This window comes from Haloprofundus halobius (genome assembly GCF_020097835.1).
Taxonomy (GTDB): Archaea; Halobacteriota; Halobacteria; order Halobacteriales; family Haloferacaceae; genus Haloprofundus; species Haloprofundus halobius.
Genome location: NZ_CP083666.1, coordinates 1,031,264 through 1,048,752 on the forward strand (window position 1 = coordinate 1,031,264; position 17,489 = coordinate 1,048,752).

General features: G+C 65.0%; 17 protein-coding genes and 1 tRNA gene. 7 read left to right on the forward strand and 11 right to left on the reverse strand.

Annotation, left to right across the window (positions count from 1 at the left end; all coding sequences use genetic code 11):
* Positions 1–8: 8 nt before the first annotated feature.
* A complete protein-coding gene (locus tag LAQ74_RS05440) occupies positions 9–317 on the reverse strand; it encodes a cyclin family protein (RefSeq protein ID WP_224335828.1) in 309 nt (102 codons plus the stop codon).
* Between the two features lie 104 nt (positions 318–421).
* On the opposite strand from LAQ74_RS05440, the gene LAQ74_RS05445 reads away from it, so the two are divergent.
* The 5 genes from LAQ74_RS05445 to LAQ74_RS05465 all read left to right on the forward strand — a co-directional run bounded on the left by LAQ74_RS05445 (position 422) and on the right by LAQ74_RS05465 (position 3,862).
* A tRNA-Leu gene (locus LAQ74_RS05445) sits at positions 422–505 on the forward strand.
* Positions 506–732: 227 nt separating this feature from the next.
* Positions 733–1,083, forward strand: a complete 351-nt coding sequence (locus LAQ74_RS05450; RefSeq protein ID WP_224335830.1) for a hypothetical protein — start codon at positions 733–735, stop codon at positions 1,081–1,083.
* Positions 1,084–1,188: 105 nt separating this feature from the next.
* Positions 1,189–1,599 carry a DUF7344 domain-containing protein gene (locus tag LAQ74_RS05455; RefSeq protein ID WP_224335831.1) on the forward strand — a complete coding sequence of 137 codons (411 nt, stop codon included), beginning with the start codon at positions 1,189–1,191 and terminating at the stop codon, positions 1,597–1,599.
* 672 nt (positions 1,600–2,271) lie between these two features.
* Positions 2,272–3,081, forward strand: a complete 810-nt coding sequence (gene dacZ, locus LAQ74_RS05460; protein ID WP_224335833.1) for a diadenylate cyclase DacZ — start codon at positions 2,272–2,274, stop codon at positions 3,079–3,081.
* Positions 3,074–3,862, forward strand: a complete 789-nt coding sequence (locus LAQ74_RS05465) for a mechanosensitive ion channel domain-containing protein (protein ID WP_425498519.1) — start codon at positions 3,074–3,076, stop codon at positions 3,860–3,862. Before dacZ ends, LAQ74_RS05465 begins: the two co-directional genes overlap by 8 nt.
* Here LAQ74_RS05465 and LAQ74_RS05470 read toward each other — a convergent pair.
* The 3 genes from LAQ74_RS05470 to purD form a co-directional block, all read right to left on the reverse strand.
* Positions 3,853–4,464 (reverse strand): acyltransferase, encoded by a 612-nt coding sequence (locus LAQ74_RS05470; protein ID WP_425498520.1) that lies wholly within the window; start codon positions 4,462–4,464, stop codon positions 3,853–3,855. The genes LAQ74_RS05465 and LAQ74_RS05470 overlap by 10 nt on opposite strands.
* Before the next feature lie 52 nt (positions 4,465–4,516).
* On the reverse strand, positions 4,517–5,662 hold the full coding sequence (locus LAQ74_RS05475) for a GNAT family N-acetyltransferase (protein ID WP_224335839.1): 1,146 nt from the start codon (positions 5,660–5,662) through the stop codon (positions 4,517–4,519).
* Positions 5,663–5,792: 130 nt separating this feature from the next.
* Positions 5,793–7,079: a phosphoribosylamine--glycine ligase gene (gene purD / locus LAQ74_RS05480; RefSeq protein ID WP_224335841.1), complete on the reverse strand. Its 1,287-nt coding sequence runs from the start codon at positions 7,077–7,079 to the stop codon at positions 5,793–5,795.
* Between the two features lie 166 nt (positions 7,080–7,245).
* Here purD and LAQ74_RS05485 point away from each other — a divergent pair, with 166 nt between their 5' ends.
* Complete coding sequence (locus LAQ74_RS05485; protein WP_224335843.1) at positions 7,246–9,345, forward strand: thioredoxin domain-containing protein; 2,100 nt, start codon at positions 7,246–7,248, stop codon at positions 9,343–9,345.
* 9 nt (positions 9,346–9,354) lie between these two features.
* Here LAQ74_RS05485 and LAQ74_RS05490 read toward each other — a convergent pair whose 3' ends face one another.
* Positions 9,355–9,738 (reverse strand): thioredoxin family protein, encoded by a 384-nt coding sequence (locus LAQ74_RS05490; RefSeq protein WP_224335845.1) that lies wholly within the window; start codon positions 9,736–9,738, stop codon positions 9,355–9,357.
* A 163-nt stretch (positions 9,739–9,901) separates the two neighbouring features.
* Here LAQ74_RS05490 and LAQ74_RS05495 point away from each other — a divergent pair, with 163 nt between their 5' ends.
* Complete coding sequence (locus LAQ74_RS05495; RefSeq protein WP_224335847.1) at positions 9,902–10,915, forward strand: PLP-dependent cysteine synthase family protein; 1,014 nt, start codon at positions 9,902–9,904, stop codon at positions 10,913–10,915.
* Positions 10,916–10,940: 25 nt separating this feature from the next.
* Here LAQ74_RS05495 and LAQ74_RS05500 read toward each other — a convergent pair whose 3' ends face one another.
* The 6 genes from LAQ74_RS05500 to LAQ74_RS05525 all read right to left on the reverse strand — a co-directional run bounded on the left by LAQ74_RS05500 (position 10,941) and on the right by LAQ74_RS05525 (position 17,416).
* Positions 10,941–12,005 carry a Kelch repeat-containing protein gene (locus LAQ74_RS05500; RefSeq protein WP_224335849.1) on the reverse strand — a complete coding sequence of 355 codons (1,065 nt, stop codon included), beginning with the start codon at positions 12,003–12,005 and terminating at the stop codon, positions 10,941–10,943.
* Positions 12,006–12,139: 134 nt separating this feature from the next.
* On the reverse strand, positions 12,140–12,592 hold the full coding sequence (locus LAQ74_RS05505) for a DUF5804 family protein (protein ID WP_224335852.1): 453 nt from the start codon (positions 12,590–12,592) through the stop codon (positions 12,140–12,142).
* A gap of 63 nt (positions 12,593–12,655) precedes the next feature.
* A complete protein-coding gene (locus LAQ74_RS05510; RefSeq protein ID WP_425498521.1) occupies positions 12,656–13,876 on the reverse strand; it encodes a tRNA sulfurtransferase in 1,221 nt (406 codons plus the stop codon).
* Between the two features lie 82 nt (positions 13,877–13,958).
* Positions 13,959–14,729, reverse strand: coding sequence for a sulfite exporter TauE/SafE family protein (locus LAQ74_RS05515; RefSeq protein WP_224335854.1), 771 nt, complete (start codon positions 14,727–14,729; stop codon positions 13,959–13,961).
* A gap of 13 nt (positions 14,730–14,742) precedes the next feature.
* Positions 14,743–16,008, reverse strand: a complete 1,266-nt coding sequence (locus LAQ74_RS05520; RefSeq protein ID WP_224335856.1) for an NRAMP family divalent metal transporter — start codon at positions 16,006–16,008, stop codon at positions 14,743–14,745.
* 202 nt (positions 16,009–16,210) lie between these two features.
* Positions 16,211–17,416 carry a methionine adenosyltransferase gene (locus tag LAQ74_RS05525; protein WP_224335858.1) on the reverse strand — a complete coding sequence of 402 codons (1,206 nt, stop codon included), beginning with the start codon at positions 17,414–17,416 and terminating at the stop codon, positions 16,211–16,213.
* Positions 17,417–17,489: the final 73 nt, after the last annotated feature.

Genomic DNA, 17,489 nt, shown 5'->3' on the forward strand with positions numbered 1-17,489 from the left:
TCACCCGGCTACCACGATGGCGGGCGGAAGCCGGCGTCTTCGAGGATATCTTTCCAGCGTTTCTGTATCGAGAGTCGAGTCACGTCCATCGCGTCGGCGACGGCGGTCTGGGAGCGCTCCTCGCCGGCGATGAGTGCCCCGGCGTAGAGACTGGCGGCTGCGGTCGCGGGTTTCGAGCGATCTTCGTTCGGGACGTGAGTGAGAAACAGGTCGGTCGCGTTCGACCGCGACTCCGAGCCGAGGTCGAGGCTGTCGGCGGCCCGCTCGAGCTGGGTCAGCCACTCCTCGTTGTCGACGCGGTCCCGTGCGCGGTACATGAGCCACCGTTGTCTCTCGGCGGGCATAAACTGAACGCGTGGCCCCGCGACGACGCTCCCGGGAACGACAGCTTCTTACTGCGCTTTCGGCTACTACAGGGTGCGCGTGGGTAGCCAAGCCAGGAAACGGCGCAGCGCTTAGGACGCTGTCTCGTAGGAGTCCGCCGGTTCAAATCCGGTCCCACGCATAAACCGGCGCGAGTGGACACGAGCGCCGTGTTTTGCTGACTGAGGGTTTGAACCCTGCAAGTCGCGCGCAACGAGCGAAGCGAGTGAGCACGTCTTTTTCCGGTTCAAATCCGGCCCCACGCATACGCCCTCGGCGTTACGTCGCGCAATTCTCTCGGTGTGTCTATCGGAAGAAAACCCACAAAATTCGCTCGATAGACCACATTCATTGCAACGCTGTCCCGTAGTGGACGGAGACGAAACCGAACCCAATCGGAACGTCATCACCGTCCCCGAAGCCACCCGAAAACTGATTTACGACTACAACAGGGCGACCTCGAACAGCGAGAAGCGCGACATCGAGAATCAAGTCCTCGAAGAAACCGTCTGGCGGCCCGAACGCGAAGCCGATGGCGGCCCCTTCACGCTGTCGAGAGACGACCTGATGGCCTTGTACGAACGCTTGGACGATGACGATGAAGAAGGCAAGCAGTTGGTTCGGAAGGCGCTGGTGGACCACCTGTCGCCGTCGGTCACTTTTCTCCGGAAACTCGTGGACAGCGAGAAGCCGCCGAGTAACTCACTTTCGACGCATTAGAGATAGAGGGAGTCAGTAAGAGTTGACTTTTCTATCTACTGGGAACCGGGGATTTAGTGTGACGCCACTAACACTTATATCGTAAGTCGTTGACGTTACTATAGAATGTCTGACGATACCTTCGGGTCAGATGGTGGAGAATATAACTGGAGAAGCGGGTGCGCGACCCAGTTGCTACGCGATTCGAGGGTCACCGAGAACCTTGATACTATTTTCGAACTCTTAAGTATTGCACGGCTCCGCTACGTCCTCTATTACCTCTATAGTATGGACGACGAGGTCGTCGAGATCGAAGATGTAGTTCACGCAGTATGTGCCTACGAGGCCGCTGGCACGGAACCAGACGAATCCCCATCACGGGACCAAGTCAAACTTGATGTACACCATTCGAAGCTACCCCGTCTTGACGCGGCCGGAATCATCGACTACGACTCCCGACAGAAGGAACTCCGCTTTTACCGCTCTCCATCTCTCGAAGAGTGGCTCGAACACGCTCGGTACATGGAATTAGACTAAGTAAATAACAATCTCCTACAGAAATAAATTAGACAATCAACGGCTCAAAAGTAGTACTCGGAGCTAGTACGTTTAGGGAATCATTGACAGCGCGATGCGCCTCTGATCGAGACTCCCTCAGTGGTCGATACACCACACAAACCCTACCGCAATGGGACTGATGTCGAAAATTGGCCGTCCGTGAATCGAAAGTAGCTCCGAATTTTCACGAAGCGGTCATCCCAATTCGTGTGATTCAGGTGGGTACGACAACTGCTCATCTGCAAACGTAGCTACAGGTACTGATCGCGGCCACCACTCTCCTGAGCCTCCGTCATTTGGCCAACTGAGCTCGCTCAAATCGAATTGGCCATGAATAGGTAGGGAAGAAAGTACAGAACCGATCAGTTGCCATCGCACTCGTAACCCTCGTCGAAATCGCAGTCGGACTCGAACGGTTGCTCCGGGAGACCAGTCGTCGAAACACGAATTAAGCCTCTCCCTCCCGATACGCCCACTTTAACACGTCGAATGTTCATCATGACTGCGCCATCGACAGTCAGCCATCGTCTGACTTGGCTCCCTACAAATGTATTAACACTCTTATTGCGTGATAGATACTGTCACGAATCACCAAACGGCGGTAGGTACGCGCCACAACTTCTATAGGTGCTCCTTGAGAGTTATCGGTCAATGTCAATGCTGGCTGACTTCTTGAACGACCTCATGGCCGACGTCGACGGCCTGTTTCTGTTCTCCCCGAGCAGTTCGTTCTACGAACGATTCGAGAACGTCGAGACGAGCCTCGTCGTCGTCGCGCCGACGAACGCCGTCGACGCCGACCAGTTCGTCGAACTGCCGCTGGAGTTCGAGAACGTCCGCGACCGGGTTCGATTCGGCATCGAGGGGGCGATGGACGAGGGTCTCGTCGATAGTGGCGACGTCGTCGCCTGCACCATCGGGACGTTCGGCGACGACAGCGATACGCTGCTTCGAGTCCGCGCCGACGAGAAGATGCACTCGGGGATGTACGACCTGTTCACGAACTCACGCGCGGACCCGAGTGTCATCCGTGACGTGTTCGAGGTGGCCATCGAACTCGGCAAGAAGGGCCAGAAAGGTAGCCCCGTCGGCGCGCTGTTCGTCGTCGGCGACGCGGGCAAGGTGATGAACAAGTCGCGTCCGCTGAGCTACAACCCGTTCGAGAAGAGCCACGTCCACGTCGGCGACCCCATCGTCAACGTGATGCTCAAGGAGTTCTCCCGACTCGACGGCGCGTTCGTCATCTCCGACTCGGGGAAAATCGTCTCCGCGTATCGCTATCTCGAACCCGGCGCGGAGGGCGTCGACATCCCGAAGGGACTCGGTGCGCGCCACATGGCCGGTGGCGCGATAACCCGCGACACGAACGCGACGGCCATCGTGCTCTCGGAGTCTGACGGCCTCGTCCGGGCGTTCAAGGGCGGGCGGTTGATACTCGAACTCGACCCGGAGGATTACTGAGATGCAGACACAGCTTGGTCAGATATACGACGCGGTCCCCCCGCGCATCTGGCTCGCACTCGGCGTGCTCGCGCTCGGCGTCATGCTGAGCATCATCGTCGGGGCGGTCAACCGCCGCTTGCTGGAACGGGCGGGGTTGGCGGGCGTCATCGAGGGAACCGGCTTCGAACGTCTCGCGCAGGGTCTGGGCACCTCCACCATCGCTATCGTCGCTCAGCTCAGCACGTACTTTCTTATCGGTCTCACCATCGTCGTCGCGCTCACCGTCGCCGACGTCGGGTACACCGACACCTTCTGGACGCGCCTCGTCGCGTTTCTGCCGCGGCTGTTCGTCGCGCTGCTCATCCTCATCATCGGCATCCTCATCGGCGACAAGGTGGAGCTACTGGTCGCCGAGCGTCTCCGCGGCGTCAAACTTCCCGAAATCGGCCTCCTCCCGACGCTCGCGAAGTACAGCGTCTTCTATCTCGCCGTGCTCGTTGCGCTCAGTCAGGTCCGAATCAACACCCTCGCGCTCGTCGTCCTCCTCGCCGCCTACGCGTTCGCGCTCGTCGTCTTCGCGTCGCTGGCGTTCAAGGACATGCTCTCGTCGGCGGCGGCGGGCATCTATCTGCTGTTGAACCAGCCGTACACCATCGGCGACAGAGTTCGACTCGGCGAGCAGTCCGGCATCGTCCAGGAGATCGACATGCTCGTCACGCGTGTCGAAACCGACAACCGCGAGTACATCATCCCCAACCGCGCCGTCTTCGAAGAGGGTATCGTCCGCGTCTACGACTGACTCGAGTCGTCGTCACTCGTTTTCCGGTCGGCGCCGGTGTCGTCCTCGTTCGCTTTCTGGTCGGCGTCGACGCCGTTTCGGGAAACCACTTCGGCGGGGACGCCCGCGACCGTCTCCCCAGGCGGCACATCCCCGGCGACGAGCGAGTTCGCCGCCACCTGTGCGTCCGCCCCGATGTGGACGCCCGGGAGGACGACTGTGCCCGCGCCGACCATCGCCCGCTCACCGACGACGACTTCGCCGGTTCGGTACTCGTCCTGGAGGAACTCGTGACAGAGAAGCGTCGCGTCGTAGCCGATTATCGCGTGGTCCTCGACGGTCACGAGGTCCGGCCAGAACACGTCCGGTGTCGACTCCAACCCCCACGAGACGCCCTCGCCGACGGTGACGCCGATGCGTCGGAGGAGCCAGTTTTTGAGCCGCAGGCTCGGCGAGACGCGTGCGGCGACGATGGCGGCGTAGTTGCGGGCGACGACGAGCGGCGAGCGCGCGCGCGTCCACGACTGGAGGGAGTTTCGCGGTCCGGGCGTCGGATGGCGCACGAGGCGGTCGTGCCGTGATTCTGCGTCCGTCACGGAGCGTGCTTTCGCTCGGCGGCTAATAAACCGGTGGGAACACCCATTCACGGCGCTGAACGAGGGCGGAGCGACTGTCTCAGACGCTCGTATCCTGTTCGGCGAACGAGAGACGCCAGTCGTTGCGGTCGGCGAGGTGGCGTCCGCCGACGGTCCACTGCGCTTCGTCCTCGGGGACGAGCGGTCGGGCGACGACCGGCGTCGGGGACCCCCTGATCGACATCGGGAAGCTGTCGTTGCGGAGGAAGTTGAGGCGAGAGAGCACCTTCGGAGGCACCGTGTCCTCGGCGACGGCGACGGCGTCGGCGTAGTCGTGGTCGGCGATGGCGACGCGGAGGAGTCGGTCGAACGCCTCGCTCTCGGCCTCGGGGTCGACCATCGGCAGCGCGTCGAGAATCTTCGTCGTCGTGATGCCGCGGGTGGCCTGCGTGCAGGCGACGATGCTCGCGACGATCTCGCCGTCACGCTTCGCCGAGTAGGCGGCGGTGTCCCACTGCGGGTTCGCGAAGCGCCAGTTGTAGAACGCCTCCGTTCGCGGCGCGTGGAGGCGCGGCGGGGTCGCCGACTCGTAGAGGGCGGCGAGACGCTTTGCGGGGATCTCGGCGTGACGCGTGACCGTCACGTCGTCGTCGCCGCCGTGGCGAGCGGCAGCGAGCGTTGCCGCGTCGCGAGCGCGGTGGCCGGCCGCAAAGAGGAGGTCCGCAAACGGCCCCATACGTTGCGCGCGGTCGGATTTGAGGAAGGCAGACGGTTTCTGGATGCGGTACGCCGTCGCTACCTCGCCGACCTGAACCCAGCCGAGTTTGAGGAACGCGCCGATGGCGGCCTGGTTTGGGAAGTTGAAGATGAACGACGGGCCGTCGTCGGTGTAGTAGTCGATGGCCGCTTCGGTGATGCGCGTCAGGAGACCGTTCCGTCGGTGGTCGGGATGGACCATCGCGTCCGCGGGTTGGAGGGCCGACACCGACTCGTCGCCGCCACGAATCTCGAACGAGATGAACGGCTCGGCGCCGACGATTTCGCCGTCTTTCTCGGCGAGAAACATCCGGACTTCGTCGGTGTGTGGGCCGCCGTAGCGCCAGTCGAACCACTCGGGCGTGCGAGGCTTCTCGAACACTTCCTCGTAGAGGTCGAGGAACTGGTCACGGTCGGCGGGCTCGTACCGGCGGATGATGTAGCCGTCCTCGGCCGGTGTCGCTTTACTTTGAGGCGATACGTGTCCCATGTGCACTCGGCTTTTACAGCTACGGGCTTTGTTATGTCCTTCGTACCGGGCGTAAGCGAGTCCATGAGCCCCGGTTGTGGGTTCTTACTGTCGAACGTCCTCGTAGGGGTGACTGTCCCTCCTGTTGGGTTTATTGGGTCCGTAACTCCGCCATGTGTTCGACTCGCCGCTCGACCAGTTCCGCGCTCCCGATATCGTGGCGGATTCGGAGACCGTTGCCCGCCGCCGCGAGCGCGTCCGCCGCGACTGCCTCCGCCGCCGCGATGGTGTCGCCGAGGCCGACGACTGCAAACGACCGAGACGTGCTCGTGTACAGTCCGTCGTCGCGCTCCTCGACGCTCGCGTAGAACAGTAACCCGTCGCCGACGTTGTCCTCGTCGACTTCGATGCGTGCGCCCGCTTCCGGATTCGTCGGGTATCCGTCCGGGACGGCGTACTTACAGACCGTCGCCGTCGGCGAAAAGTCCAGTCCCGGCAGCGGTTCTCCGTCGCGGGCGGCGGCGAGCACGTCGACGAACGGCGTTTCGAGTACCGGTAGCGTGTTCATCGCCTCAGGGTCACCGAACCTGGCGTTGAACTCGACGACGCGGACGCCGTCGGCGGTGAGCATGAACTGGCCGTAGAGGACGCCTCGGTAGTCGGGAAGCGCCGAGACGACGGCCTCCAGCACGTCGACGGCCTCCTCGTAGTCACCCTCCTCCATGAACGGAAGCGTTCGCCCGGCGTCGCTGTAACTGCCCATGCCGCCGGTGTTCGGACCCTCGTCTCCCTCGTAGGCGCGCTTGTGGTCCTGAACGGCGGGCGTCGGCCGCACGTCGCCGTTGGCGACGAGCGCCTGTACGGTGAACTCTTCGCCGACGAAGCGCTCCTCGATAACGACCTGCTCGTACTTCTCGGTGCGGAGGTACTCTTTCGCCTCCTCCTTCGTCACCTGGTCGCCGGTCACCTTCACGCCCTTCCCGCCGGTGAGTCCGGCGGGTTTGACCGCCACGTCGCCGTCGTACTGGTCGATGTAGGCGCAGGCGCCCTCGATGTCGTGGAACGTCTCGAAGTCGGGACAGCCGGGAACGTCGTTTTCGACCATGAACCGGCGCTGGAACGCCTTGTCCGTCTCGATGCGGGCGTCCATCTTCCGTGGTCCGAAGGCGTACACGCCGCGTTCTTCGAGCGCGTCGACGACGCCCGACGCGAGCGCGGACTCGGGACCGACGACGGCGAGCGTCGCCGCTACCGTCTCTGCGTAGTCGGCGATCGCGTCCGCGTCCGTCTCGTCGACTCGCTCGAAGCCGTCGGCGAGCGAAACGACACCCGGGTTTCGGTTGCTCGCGCAGGCGTACAGGTCGCAGTCGGACGCCAGCGACCGGGCGATTGCGTGTTCGCGGCCGCCGCCGCCGATGAGAAGCACCGTCTCCGTCATACGACGACGTGCTACGCACGAGAGTGTAAACCTTGTTGCTTTCTGCACCGAGAGTGTGCACATTCGTGTATTGGATTCGTTTCACTCGCCGACGACACTCGTGTCGGCGCAGTTCTGGATTCGCCGGAGCACACGGCTTTTCCCTCCTGTAGCCCGTACGGAGTGTATGACCGACCCGACGGGCCGAAACCGCCTCGACGAGGAACAGTCTCCGTACCTCCGGCAGCACTCGGACAACCCCGTCAACTGGCAGCCGTGGGACGACACGGCGCTCGAAGCGGCCCGCGAGCGCGACGTGCCCATCTTTCTCTCCATCGGCTACTCGGCCTGCCACTGGTGTCACGTGATGGCCGACGAGAGCTTCGAGGACGACGCCGTCGCCGAGGTGCTCAACGAGGAGTTCGTTCCCATCAAGGTCGACCGCGAGGAGCGCCCCGACCTCGACGGCGTCTACCAGAGCATCTGCCAGCTCGTCTCCGGGCGCGGCGGGTGGCCGCTCTCGGTGTGGCTCACGCCCGACGGTCGCCCCTTCTTCGTCGGGACGTACTTCCCGCCCGAGTCTCGCCAGGGAATGCCCGGTTTTCTCGACCTGCTTCGGGACCTCTCGCGGTCGTGGGAGGAGGACCGCGAGGAGATCGAGAACCGCGCCGACCAGTGGACCGCCGCCGTCCGCGACGAGTTGGAAGACACCCCAGACCAACCGGGCGAACTCGACGACGACCTGCTCGGCACGGCGGCGCAGGCGGCACTCCGTAGTGCGGACCGCGAGTACGGCGGGTTCGGAGCCGGCGGACCGAAGTTCCCCCAGCCGACGCGCCTCGACCTCCTGATGCGAGCGTACGCCCGAACCGGCCGCGACCAGGCGCTCGGCGTCGTCACCGAGACGCTGGACGCGATGGCCTCGGGAGGTCTGTACGACCACGTCGGCGGCGGCTTCCACCGCTACGCTACGGACAGAGAGTGGACCGTTCCGCACTTCGAGAAGATGCTGTACGACAACGCCGAACTCCCGCGCGTCTACCTCGACGCCTACCGACTCACGGGTCGCCCTCGGTACGCGACGGTCGCTCAGGAGACGCTCGCGTTCGTGGAGCGCGAACTCACGCACAAAAAAGGGGGATTCTACAGCACGCTCGACGCCCAGAGCGAGGGCGAGGAGGGCAAGTTCTACGTCTGGACCCCCGACTCGGTGCGCGAGGCGGTCGACGACGAGACGACGGGCGACCTCGTCTGCGACCGCTACGGCGTCACGAAGAGCGGGAACTTCGAGCACGGTACAACTGTACTGACGCTCGCCGAGAGCGTGAGCGGTCTCGCCACGAAGTACGACCTCGACGAGGACGAGGTCGAACGACGATTGATGGACGCGCAGACGGCGCTGTATGAGGCCCGCGAGGAGCGCGAACGCCCCGCCCGCGACGAGAAGATTCTCGCCGGCTGGAACGGCCTGATGGTCTCGGGGTTCGCGGCGGGCGCGCGGACGCTCGACCCCGCGCTCGCCGCAACCGGCGAGAAGGCGCTCTCGTTCCTCCGTGAGAACCTCTGGAACGACGACGAGAGACGGCTCTCGCGGCGGTTCAAGTCCGGCGACGTGAAGGGCTCGGGCTATCTCGAAGATTACGCGTTCCTCGCCCGCGGCGCGTTCGACCTGTACCAGGCGACCGGCGACGTCGACAACCTCTCGTTCGCGCTCGACCTCGCGCGGGCCATCGAAGCGGAGTTCTGGGACGAAGACGAGAGAACGCTGTACTTCACGCCCGAGAGCGGCGAGACGCTCGTCGCGCGTCCGCAGGAGCGCCGCGACCAGTCGACGCCGTCGAGTCTCGGCGTTGCGGTCTCCGTGCTCCTCGATTTGGACCACTTCGCGCCCGACGCCGAGTTCGGTCACGTCGCCGAGGAGGTGCTCTCGACGCACGCGAACCGTCTCCGGGGGAGTCCGCTCGAACACGGGTCGCTCGTCCTCGCCGCCGAGAAGCGCAACCGAGGGGCGCTCGAACTCACCGTCGCCGCCGACGACCTCCCCGCGGACTGGTGGGAGGCGCTGGCGAGTCGATATCTCCCGGCGACGATTCTAACCCAGCGACCGAAGACGGACGGCGAACTGAAACAGTGGCTGGACGCACTCGACCTCGACGAGATACCGCCCATCTGGGCCGGACGTGAGGCCGTCGACGACGACCCGACGGTGTACGCCTGCGAGAACTTCACCTGTTCGCCGCCACAGACGGACGTTAGATCGGCGTTGGATTGGGCGCTGGAGAACTGAGTCGGCAGCTTACGCCGTCTGCTCGACTTCTTCGAGTCGCTCGCCGAGATAAGCCGTAGCCGGAATCGGTTCGTCCTCGACGTACCGTACGAGTTCCTCACCGTTCTTTTCGACGACGATGGTCGGAATCAGTTCGATGTCGTACTCCCCGACCCGCGGACCGCGCTTGCTGCCGTCGTCGTTCTTCTCGACCGGGAACTGCTCGATTCGCTCCTCGGGCACACCCGCCTCCCGGAGCGCCGCCGCGAAGTCGGGTAGTTGCTGGCGGCAGTCCTTGCACCAGTCGCCGCCCCAGACTTTGAACGTCAGTCCCTCTCGCCCGAGCGCCTCGACGGCGTCTTCGTAGCCCGCAGGGCTCCACGTCGGATTCGGCTCCATCGTGTTCAGTTCCATTGGCCGGTCGTTGGCGGCGGAGGCTTTTAATGGCCTCGCTGGCGGTGATTCTGCGCGCACGGTCGATTCGAGACTCGCGTCCGCAGATTCGTGCGTCCGAGACGGCGTCGAACGTTGCCGGTGTCCGCCACCGGTTTACGTCACAATCGCTTACCGGTCGCCAATGAACGCGAGCATCCTCGATACGATCGGCTCGCCCCTGGTGCAACTGCAGTCACCGGAGGGCGCGACGGTCGCCGCGAAAATCGAGTCGAAGAATCCCGGTGGATCGGCGAAAGACCGCCCGGCGCTGGCGATGGTCGAGGCCGCCGAACGCGACGGGACGCTCTCGCCCGGCGACGAACTCGTCGAACCGACGAGCGGAAACACGGGCATCGGGTTGGCCGTCGTCGCCGCCGCGAAAGGCTACGACATCACCATCGTGATGCCCGGTTCGAAGTCGCCCGAGCGCCGCCGCATCATGAAGGCGTATGGAGCGACTCTCGAACTCGTCGACGGCGATATCTCCGACGCCAAGGAGCGCGCCGACGAACTCGAAAAAGAGCGAGAAATGGTCCAGCTCCGCCAGTTCGCGAACCCGGCGAACCCGGAGGCGCACTACCGCACGACGGCCGAGGAGATCCTCGAACAGGTCGACGGGAGAGAAGTCGACGCGCTCGTCGCGGGCGTCGGCACCGGCGGCACGCTCTCGGGCATCGGTCGTCGCCTCCGCGAGGAGTTCCCCGAGATGGAGGTCGTCGCCGTCGAACCCGAAGACAGCGCCGTCCTCTCCGGGAGAGAACCCGAAGGCGACAGCTTCCAGGGGATGGGTCCGGGCTTCGTCAGCCCGAACCTCGACACCGACCTGCTGGACGACGTCGTCACCGTCTCGCTCGACGACGCCGAGGCCGAGTGTCGCCGTCTCGCCCACGAAGAGGGTATCCTGGTCGGCCAATCCAGCGGCGCGTCGAATCTCGCCGCCCAGCAGGTCGCCGTGCGCCTCGCGCGACCCGAACTGAACTGCCCGGACGTGCCCGACGCGGTGTCACAGCGCATCGAGACCGACGGCGGGGCCGGGACGGTCGAGTACGACGACTGCCCGCTCGTCGTCACCGTCTTCTGGGACAGCGGCGAGCGCTACATGTCGACCGGGATGTTCGACGCGGGTCCCAAACTCGGCGACGGCGGGTCGCCGTAGGCGTCCCGTTTCGGTTCTCCCGGAACTACTCCGCCGACAGCCGCCAGAGCGTCGAGGAGTACTCTTTGCCCGGATCGGGGCCGCCGGAGACGGCGTATAACGCGCCGTCGATGGCCGCGACGCCGAGTCCGTGTCTCCCCTCCGGCATGTCGGGGTACTGCTCCCACTCGTCGTTCTCGGGGTCGTAGGCTTCGACCGTCGCCTGTGTCCCCTCGGGTTTCTCGCCGCCGAGGACGAACACCTTGCCGCCCATCGCCCCGCCGTTGACGCCGCCGCGCTCGGAGGGCATCGGCGTCAACTCCGTCCACTCGTTGGTCTCGGGGTCGTACATCTCGTTGGCGCTCATCTCCTCGCCGAACTCCGAACGGCCGCCGACGACGTACAGTTTCCCCCCGACCGCTCCCGACGTGAGGTGGTTGCGAGCGGTCGGCATATCCGGCCCCTTCGACCACTCGTCGCTCTCGAGGTCGTAGATTTCGAGCGTCGCCCGCAACCCGCCGCCGAGGCCGCCCTTCGTGTACCCGCCGGCGACGTACGCCTTTCCACCGACGAGCTCTGCGGTCGGCGCGCCGCGGCTCGTCGGCATCCGTGCGCGCTCCTCCCACTCGTCGCTCTCGGGATCGTACGCGTACGTCGTCGCCACCGACTTCTCCGCCTCGGTGTAGCCGCCGAAGACGAGAATTCGACCCTGATAGGTGATGGCCTTAACGTGGTGTAGCGCCTGTGGCAGCGCGGCGGCGCTCCGCCAGGAGTCGCCTTCAGGGTCGTAGACGGCGACGGCGTCGGTGACGCCGTCGGGAACGTAGCCGCCGATGACGTACAGTTCGCCGTTCAGCGCGGTCGCTTCGACCTCCGTTCGCTCCGGTTCCGGCATCGCCGTCAGTTCGGTCCAACGCATCTCGTCGTCGCTCGCCGCCGTCTGCGTCGGGGTGTCGGTCTGCACCGGTTGGTCGGTCTGTTCGGACTGGCCGGACTGGTCGTCTGGTGCGCCCGTCGCACCGGAGGCGTCTCCTTCGTCTACGCATCCGGCGAGTGCGAGGGCGGCCAGCACTGTGCCGTGTCGGAGGAACTGTCGTCTGTTCGTACTCACGGTTACTCTCGACGGTAGTAAGCCGGAGGCGGCCAAGGTTATGTCGGGCTTACTCGAGTCCCCTCCCCCGAAACCACCCGATTTCCTGACATCCGAGGGCTCCGATTCGAGCGTCAGAACCCGGCGAGGTGGGGCTACTCGCCGAACTCGGCTTCGGTTACGCGAACCGTGAGCGTCTCCTCGACGTCGTAGAGGTCGTAGTCGGGCACCTGCCCGTCGACGCGTGCGAGGAACATGGGGTCGAGCAGTTCGTCGTCGTCGACGCCGTACACCTTCAGGAAGCGATCGGTCTCCTCGGGACGGACGCCGCCCTCGCGGACGGCCGTCGCGAGTTTCCGCGAGAGCCACTCCGTCTCGCTGATGCTCGGCGACTGGACGAGCGCGTCGTCGACGAACCGGACGAGATACCAGTTGAGGTCGTTCAGAAGCGAGACGGCCGCGCCGACGCTCACCGTCTCCAGTTCGAGGCTGTTGCGGTACGGTTCGCGGAGGGCGTACGTCGACAGCGCGGCGCGAGCCGTGTCGCGCGACAGCAACTCGTATCGGAGGTTCACCTCGGACGCGCCGAGTAGACAGACCCGCGTCACGGCTGTAGGTACCCGGTTGCGGCTATAGGGGTTGCGGTCCCGTTCTCGGCCTGTCCCCGCCCGTCACTCGAACTCCACCACGCGCGCCTCCCGAGCCACCGTCTCGGCCCGCGACAACAACCTCTCCGGTTCCGCCGCCTCCACCGCCGCGAGCGCGGCGTTCGTCTCCGGACGCGACGGCGCGACGCGCTCACAGCCCACGGGAAGCGTCGAGTCGTCGTAGGTTCCGATTTTCCGCGCCTGCGCGACGATGTCGGGCTTGTCGCGCGTCAGCAGCGGTCGGTACACCGGCACCGTGGTCGCCGCGTCGGTGACGCCGAAGTTCGGGCCGGTCTGACTCGACTTCTGGCCCAACGACTCGCCGGTGACGACGGCGTGCGCACCCACTTCCTGCGCGACGGTCTCGCCGATTCTGAGCATCATCCGCCGGAGCGAGAGCATCCGCGTCGCTCCAACCTCGGCGGCGAGTTCCGCCACGAGGTCTCCCGCCGAGACGACCCGGGGACGAACGTCGAACCCGGGCGCGAAGTCAGCGAGGCGGCGCATCGTCGACACCGCGCGAGCCTCGTGGTCCGGGCCGCCGAAGTCGCCCAAATCGACGTAGACGGGGACGACGACACAGCCGCGTTTCATCACCTCCCACGTCGCGACGGGCGAGTCGATACCGCCGCTGACCAACGCGACTGCGGTGCCTTGCGTCCCGAGCGGCAGGCCACCCGGCCCTACACGTTCTCCGGTCGAGACGAACGCCTCGTCCTCGCGGGCTTCGACGCGGTAGGTCACGTCAGGGTCGTCGAGATCGACGGACGCGCCGGTTTGTTCCTCTACTACTGCGCCGCCGACGCGTTCGAGCTCCCGACTGCCGAACTCGTGCGCCGATTTGGGGCCGGCACGCGAGACGCGGACGGCGAACGATTCTTCGCTCCGCTGCTCGCCGGCCAGCGACTCCAAGATATCGAGAAGCGCCTCTCGCTCCGGTTCGCAGGAGACGGCGGGACGCGCGGCGACGACGCCGAACGTGTCCGCCGCGGCGTCGGCGGCGTCATCGGACGACGTCCGATGGGCTGCCGGACTCCGTCCGGCAACGGCGTCCTCCTCCTCGGGGTTTCGGAGGCGAATCAGCGGCCGCGACCACCGGCGCTCCACCGCGGCGTCGACAGCACGAGACCCGAGCATCGCGTCGAGGTTCGAGACGAGCGTCCGCTCCATCCGGCCGCGGACTTTCGAGCTCTTCGTCCCCATCTCGCCGTAGGAGACGACGACGGTGTCGCGTTCGAGGGCCACAGATTCCACTACGCGAGGCTATCCGGGCGGAGGATAAGAGGGTTCGCACCTCGGACTTCGTCGCCTATTCGTCGCATCGGACCTACGTCACGGCTAGTGCTACGCTTGACGCGACCAGCGTAGCTCCGAGGACGGTTTTCAGCCGGGGTGCGTCGACTCGGTGGGCGACTCGCCACCCGACGACGACGCCGACGAGTTCCGGAACGCCGACGAGTGCGACGAGCGGGAGCGAGACGGCTCCCTGCGACACGTAGGTCGCCGCGGCGAACGCCGAGAGAAACACCGACTGCACCTGTGCGGCGGCGAGCGCGTCGAGCATCGAGATACCGAGAAGCACCAGTACCGGAACGGTCACGACCGGTCCGCCGACGCCGAGCAGTCCGCAGACAACGCCGATGACGAACCCGAGGACGGCGACCACCGACGCGCCTGTCGGACGGTCCGGGTCGACCGACCACCACGACCCCAGCGCTCGCCGCTCGCGGTAGACGATGCTCACGCCGACGAGCGCCGTGAACCCGGCGAGCAACGACCCGAACAGCGACTCGGAGAGGACCGCGTTCGTGAGCGCACCTACTACTGCGCCGACCATGCTCGGCACCGTGACGAGCGTCGCGAGTCGTTTTCCCGCTCGCGTCCGAAGCTCTCCGGACCGATAGTAGGTGTAGCTGCCGAGCAGACCCGTGACGACGAACGTCGTCAGCGCCGTCCCGGCGACGGTCGACGACCCAACGTCGGTCAGCGCGAACAGCGCGACGGTGACGAAGATGCCGCCGGGACCGACGGCGGTGATGCCGACGCCGGCCAGAAAGGCGACGACGACCAACAGAACCAGCGTCGAGGTCGAGAGCATATCGAATCGGGAGCTAGATGCCACCGGTTGTCAGCGTCTCGATGAATCCCGGCAGCGACGTGGCGGCGAGATAGATCGAGAGCAGCACGAGCGTCGCGTTCACGAGCGACAGGCCGAGGCTGTTCTTGTCCTCGCCCATCGTCTGTCGGTCGTTGACCGCCCAAAACAGCAACACCGCGGCGATAGGCAGACTGATGATGCCGTTGTACGCCGGGAACAGGATGATCATATCGATGACGCTGAGCCCGGCGAACTGGTGGACCAATGGCGAGAGGCTACCGATACCGACGCCCACCGCGTAGATGAGTTTGAACTCTCGGCTGCTGGAGTCGGCTCTCCGACCACAAGCGTGCTGGAGCAGATACGACGGCGTCCACATGATGGGGATGATGCTGTTGAACGCGGCGGCGATCGTCCCGAAGAGGAAGACGAACATCGCCCACTGGCCGAGCACGTCGGCGAGCGCTCGTCCCGGCGTGATGAACGTGTCGAGGTTCGTGTAGCCCGCCGGTCGGAGCACCGCCGCCGCGACGACGAGGATGGCGATGGTCGTGATGCCGCCGACGAGGTAGCCGAGACCGAGGTCACGACGGACGTCCGGCAGATCCGCGCGACTCGTCCAGCCCTTCTCGTCGACGAGGTTCGATTCGAGGAAGAAGTTCGGCCACAGCGCCGTCGTTCCCACGATGGCCGCGGCGAGCGTCAGCGACCCGCCGGGAATCGACGGGACGAATCCGGAGGCGATGCCGGTCATCGAGGGCGAGCTCACACCCGCGACGGTGACGTAGACGGCGAGCAGTCCGAGCATCATCAGGGTCATGATGCGTTCGACGCCCTCGTAGTCCATGACACCGATGAGAATCGCGAGAGCGCCAGTGACGACCGCGAGCGGTTGCCACCCGATAGCGCCACCGAGGAGAATCGAGATGCCCATTCCGACCGCGGCGGTGAGTTCGAGCGCCCACGCGACGCACCCGACCGAGAGCAGGACCGCCAGCAGCGTCGCGCCCGTCCTCCCTAGCTTTCGCCGGGCGAACTCCATCAGCGGCACCCCGAAGATGCCCAGCCGGGCGCTCATGTCCTGCCCGATAAACCCGATGAGTGCGCCACCGACGACGGCCCAGATGAGCGCATAGCCGAACTTAACCCCGGCCTGGCTCGCGATGAACACCGAGCCCGAGCCGAAGTAGCTGGCGACCATTACGAACGCGAGACCGTATTTCTGGAAGAACCCCGTCATCGTACTCCGGAGTCCGTCCGAGTATGAGCCGAATGACATTTGTTGAGAACCGAGTATCCGCGTTGTCCGAATCTTCCGACACGGTAACATTCCAGAATTAGAGGAATTGTTCTGGTGCTTGCAGATGAAAGGACGACTACGGGTCGCGACCGACCGCGTCTACAAGAATCATCGAGGAAACCGACGGCTCACGCCGTCTCGCGCACGGCTACCGTCGATAGCGAAAAGAGAGACGCCGCAGTTAGAACGTCGAGATGTCGCCTTCGATAACCGAACGCGTCACGTCCGTCACGTCCGCGAGTTCGCGGTCGACGATGGCCTCGACTTCCTCGCGGATGTCGTCGACCTCGACGCCCTCCTCGGTGACGACCTGCGCGTCGGCGACGTGCGGGTGGTCGATGGGGCGGCCGATCTGTGAGAGCAGTCGAACTTGCAGGTCCCGGATCCCCTCGACTTCGTCGACGACGCTCTCGGCGATTTCGGTCGACAGCAGGTTGTATATCTTCCCGATGTGGTTGACCGGGTTCTTCCCGCTTGTCGCCTCCATGCTCATCGGTCGGTTCGGCGTGATGAGGCCGTTGGCGCGGTTACCGCGGCCGACGGAGCCGTCGTCGCCCTGCTCGGCGCTTGTGCCCGTCGTCGTGAGGTAGATGGAGCCTTCCTCGTAGTCGTCGGCCGTGTTGACCTCGACGTTGACCTCGCGGTCGGTGTGCTCGCGGGCGAGACCGGCGACGAACTCCTGGACCCGGTTGACCGCGGCGTCGTACGCGTCGAATCCGGCGACGTACGAGTCGACCATCGCGGCGGCGACGGTGATATCTATCCGGTCGCCCTCGCGCTTGCCCATGATCTTCACGTCCGGGCCCAGTTCCGGGTGGTCGGCGGCGTACGCGCCGTTGAGTTCCCGCTCTGCCGCGAGGACGATCTCTTCCGTCTCTGTCAGCGGCGCGTGGCCGACGCCGAAACTCGTGTCGTTGGCCATCGGCACCTGCACTTTCTCTTCGCCGAAGACGTCCTGGAGGTCGCCGGAGCCCTCGCCGAGTTTCACGTCGACGACGACGTCGCGGCCGTACTCCAGCTCCGGGATGTGCTCGTCGAGATACTCGCGGGCGGCCGACAGCGCCGTCGACCCGACGGGCAGTTTCTCGCCCTCGTACTCCTTGGTCGCGCGCCCGACGATGAGAATGTAGATGGGTTCGACGACTTCGCCGCCGCCGAAGGCGGGTGCGGCGGTTCCGGCGACCAGTTGCGTCTCGTCGGTGTTGTAGTGCAGCACCTTGCCGACGCGGTCGAGATACAGCTTCGAGAGCGCCCGCGAGACGCTCTCGGCGATGCCGTCGCAGATGGAGTCCGGATGGCCGATACCTTTCCGCTCGACGATTTCGACTTCCTGGTCCTCGACTGCGAGTCGGTCGATACCCTCGACCCGAATGTTCCGCTCGCTCATTGTTCGGCGTTCAGCGCCGCAGATGCTATAACTTGCGGTAGTAATCGGGTGTGGGCGTTATTAACGCGATACC

Bases quoted from the DNA above. Each gene is read 5' to 3' on its own strand.
- LAQ74_RS05440 (WP_224335828.1), bottom strand. From the start codon at position 317: ATGTACCGCGCACGGGACCGCGTCGACAACGAGGAGTGGCTGACCCAG.
- LAQ74_RS05455 (WP_224335831.1), top strand. From the start codon at position 1,189: ATGTCTGACGATACCTTCGGGTCAGATGGTGGAGAATATAACTGGAGA.
- dacZ (WP_224335833.1), top strand. From the start codon at position 2,272: ATGTCAATGCTGGCTGACTTCTTGAACGACCTCATGGCCGACGTCGAC.
- LAQ74_RS05475 (WP_224335839.1), bottom strand. From the start codon at position 5,662: ATGGGACACGTATCGCCTCAAAGTAAAGCGACACCGGCCGAGGACGGC.
- purD (WP_224335841.1), bottom strand. From the start codon at position 7,079: ATGACGGAGACGGTGCTTCTCATCGGCGGCGGCGGCCGCGAACACGCA.
- LAQ74_RS05485 (WP_224335843.1), top strand. From the start codon at position 7,246: ATGACCGACCCGACGGGCCGAAACCGCCTCGACGAGGAACAGTCTCCG.
- LAQ74_RS05490 (WP_224335845.1), bottom strand. From the start codon at position 9,738: ATGGAACTGAACACGATGGAGCCGAATCCGACGTGGAGCCCTGCGGGC.
- LAQ74_RS05495 (WP_224335847.1), top strand. From the start codon at position 9,902: ATGAACGCGAGCATCCTCGATACGATCGGCTCGCCCCTGGTGCAACTG.
- LAQ74_RS05515 (WP_224335854.1), bottom strand. From the start codon at position 14,729: ATGCTCTCGACCTCGACGCTGGTTCTGTTGGTCGTCGTCGCCTTTCTG.
- LAQ74_RS05520 (WP_224335856.1), bottom strand. From the start codon at position 16,008: ATGTCATTCGGCTCATACTCGGACGGACTCCGGAGTACGATGACGGGG.
- LAQ74_RS05525 (WP_224335858.1), bottom strand. From the start codon at position 17,416: ATGAGCGAGCGGAACATTCGGGTCGAGGGTATCGACCGACTCGCAGTC.